This is a genomic window from Candidatus Pacearchaeota archaeon (assembly GCA_038874355.1).
In the GTDB taxonomy this organism is placed as follows: Archaea; Nanobdellota; Nanobdellia; order Pacearchaeales; family GW2011-AR1; genus JAVZCO01.
In genome coordinates, this window is record JAVZCO010000001.1 from 571,285 (window position 1) to 575,629 (window position 4,345).

Below are 4,345 nucleotides of genomic sequence, written 5' to 3' on the forward strand. Positions count from 1 at the left end.
ATATAATCTAAGTCAAAATTTCCTGATGCGCCAGGAGCAGGAGGGTCCCAGATTAATATGCAAGATGAAACATTCTCGCTAACACTTACATTTATCATAGTTGAGTTTACATAAATTATTGTTCCATTATTTTCGGTTGGAAGGATGAATGAGATTGATGGTGGAGTTAAATCTAAACAACTCTCATTATAAGTTTGCCTATATTCATAATAAGTTATGTTTTCCCTGCAACTATATAAGTCATATTCTATTAAATACCTGCTTTCGTTTTGATAACCAGATGTTCCTATACAACCAAGATTTTCCCAACTACTCCAAGATGTATTTTGTAATATAGGTCCATCTAATCTGTAATCGTATTCTGTATTATTTTCATAACATCCTAAATTGTTAGCATCATACCATTTCCTGCTTCTTGATTGGTTCATCTGCTCTCCTATACATCCAACATCTTGCCAATCAGTCCATTCAGTTGATTTTATGTCTGCTTCTAATAACTGATATTCATAGAATGTCTCATTATTATAACAACCAACATTATTAACATCATATTGTATCCAATAACGAGATTGATTCAAATCATTACCAACACATCCAACATCTTGCCAATCAGATTTAGTTGTATTTTGTAATAATGCTTCTAATATCCTATAATCATATTCAGTTTGATTTTCAAAACATCCAACATTATTAGCATCATATTGTATTCTATATCTACTTTGATTCATATCATTACCAACACATCCTACATCTGTCCAATTAGTCCATTCAGTATAAATTAAGTCAGCATATAATAACCTATAATCATAATATGTCTTATTCTCTATTTCATTACAATCATTTTCATCATATTCTATCCAATACCTACTTTGATTCATATCATATCCTACACAACCTATGTTCTGCCATTCAGATTTTGTTGTGTTAACTAAGTTAGGAGTACAATAATCACATTCTATTTCCCTATAATCATAAAATGTCTGGTTTTCTATCTCATTACAATCATTCTCATCATATTGAGTTAAATTTCTTTCTTGCAATATTGTATTATTAACCCTACATTCAGTTATATTATACCAATCAGACCATGTTGTATTTACTAAATTAGGAATACATGAATCTAAAACCTCTAACTGCCATATTGTAGAATTTAGGTTGTTGCTTGTGTCGTTTATTGTTATGTTCAAGTTATATGTTCCTATGCTTAATGCTGTTATGTTTATTAATCTACCATCACAATCAATAGCAAAGTTAGTTGTGTCATTAACAGCAAAACAATCAAAAGCAGTTTCATCAGTGGCATTAAAATCAACATCTAAACTTTCATTATCATATATGTTGTATGGTGAAGGTGGTATGTAGGTGAAGTATGGTGGGGTTGCATCAATACTAAATCCAACCTGCTCTGTATCATTTATATTGCCAGATGTATCATTACACCAGAATTTTGCTGTGTAACTTCCGTCGTTTAATTGAGTTATATTATAGAAGTAAGTGTCATTTAATTTTGTCATGCTTATATTTGTTTGCCAATTATCTATAGTGTATAAGCAACTATCTAAATTCTCATCTGCTGTTATATTGAAGTCAATTGTGTTTGTGTTATATGTTATGTTTGCTGGTGAGATTATTGTTAGTTGAGGTGGTATGGTGTCTAAAATTATAGTTCTTGTTTCTGTTGAGTTTATGTTATTTAATGTATCATTTACTGTTGCATTAATGTAATATGTTCCTTCTTGTAAGTTAGTGAATTTTACGTAGAAAGGAGATGTTTGTGAAGATGTTGAATTTACTAAACCTGTTGAATTATATAGATATATAGTTATTGTATCTAAATTATCATCACTTGCTGTTACATTTACATCTATATAATTTTGATTATGTATCCCAGATGATGTTGTTGGTTCTACAAATGAAATTAAAGGATATATAGTGTCTTTAAAGAAAGTTATGCTTGTTGAGTTTTCATTTCCTGCTGTGTCATTACAATATAGTGTCCAGGTATTTGTTCCTTCTGTGCTTATTATGTTTGTAAAGTTTGTTCCTGCTATTACTGATGATGAGTTTGTATTGCCATTATCTTTACTATACCAACAATAGCCAGGATTATCATCTTGATATGTGTAATTTAATTCACTTATGTTTATGTTATATGATATATTTTGTGGATATATTATTGTTATGGTTGGTGGGGTTGTGTCTTGTTCTTCTTGTATGATTAGAATTGTATCATTTGCAATCAATGCATCATAACCTAAACTTGATCCGTCACATGTTACATTCCAATTAAATGTTCCTGCTTCATTAAAACTTCTATTATATTCATACAATAATGAAGAGGAATTGAAACTCATGTTTTCTGGATTTGTCCATCCACCACTAACATTAAATGTTATTTCACAATAAATCTCAGAACCATTTATACTTTGACCTGATGTTGAGTTTGTGTAATTTGCATAAAATATTGCTTGTTGATTTACATAAATTGTATTTCCTCCCCCTTCTGTATCATTGCTATCATAAATCGTTAGATTAGCATTATAACCAACACCACCAGCATAACCTGTAAAGCCAGATACATTAAACCAGAAATGTGATGAATTACTTCCATATTCATAATCAGATGTTGAATTGCACTGCCATGTTCCATAGCAACTATTAGATATGAAATTCCAATCTTCACATCTGCATATTTTAGTTGGCTCAAACTCCTTAACAAAATAAAGTGTTGCTTTTTCGAAATTGCTTATATTTGCTGCTATAACCTTACTTAATCTTGCAATTCCTGGAATTGTTCCTGTATAATTTGCTGATTGTGTTTTTAATGTTAAGTATGATGAAGAAATATTAATTTTTGATATGATTAATTTATATGAATCTGGCATTTCGAACTCAACATCATAAAAATTGTCTCCTAATACCATTGATCTTGAATTCCAAGGAAATGTTGAATTAATTTCTCTTTCCTGTAACAAATATCTTCCAATTAATCCATGTCTAAAGAATTTTATAGTTGTATTTTCAAATAACTCGTCTGATTCTTTTGTCGCTGTTGTATTTAATAAAGCATTTAATTGATTTACTTGAACATCTGTATGTTGAGAAGATGTTGCATTAATTTCGCCTGTTCCTTCAAAATCATAAGTTGCAACAGCTTTCCATCTCAACCAATTAATATTTGGCACAACTAACTCAAAATAATATTTTCCTTCTGATATGTATGTTAAATTTTCAATGTAAATGATTTGTAAATTCTGATTAAGATTATTGCTTAATATTAAAGTTATATTTGTTGCATTTTTAAGTTGGTTATCTCTTTTTATTGTTATATTAACTCCCGCAATATCATCAACATAATAATATGTTCCGCTATTTGTTCTATAGTTTACAATATCTATCTGCAATGTCCAGTTTTCAATTTTTAATTGATTTGTTGTTATATTAATAAAGCCATAATAATTAGTAGGCAATTCTGTATAATTTACAGTGATATTATGCCAGCCAAATTCCTTATTTACTTTGTTATAACTTAAATTACAATATCCTGTCGAATTTGTAAGAGATGTTCCTATTAATTCATTATCAAAATAAAAGCTACAATTTACATTTTCTATTCCTTCTAAATTTGAATTATCATAAACCTTTGCAATTATATTAATATCATTTTTAACAACTTGTAAATCATCTTCATGACTTATAGAATCATTACCCCTTGGCAGAGCTGTTCCATTTATTGGATAAGTTATATTTATTGAAGCGAATTTCAAAATTGTTAAACTATAATTAGTAGATGCAAAATTGCAATTACTGCTGTTATCACAAGCATAACAATTCCATTTAAATTCTCCACGATATGGTAAAGTGTAATCCCAACTTGTTTCATTATATGTTCCACTTACTAATGTTGTATTTGTATAAATCAAATCAGTTGAATTCCAAATATAAAGTGTAATATTACTCAAACCAATATCATCTGTTGCATTACAAACAAAATTAATTGTAATATTAATTGTTGATGTGGCATTTTCTGGTGAGACAAGTGTAACTACAGGTGGAGTAATGTCTTCTTCGCCACCAGTAACATTTATAGTTATCTGTCTTTCTTCAGTTTGATTTACATTATTTAAAGTATCTTTTGCAAAACCTTGATATGTGTATGTTCCAACAGATAAATTTGATTGATTTGTTATGAATTGCCATTTATCTGGCTCATATTTGTATAAATTAGAATAATAGAGCTGTTTAATTTCATCTGCTGATAGGCTTCTATTGTAGATATAAACTTCATCTATATTTCCTTGAAAATAAAAAGAATTACTTCCTTGCTGCATAGAACCTACTCTTT

1 protein-coding gene is annotated in these 4,345 nt (G+C 29.0%); it reads right to left on the bottom strand.

From position 1 onward, the window contains the following. Positions 1–4,345: hypothetical protein (locus tag QW117_03400; protein ID MEM3405987.1), on the bottom strand; the 4,345-nt coding region annotated here is incomplete at both ends.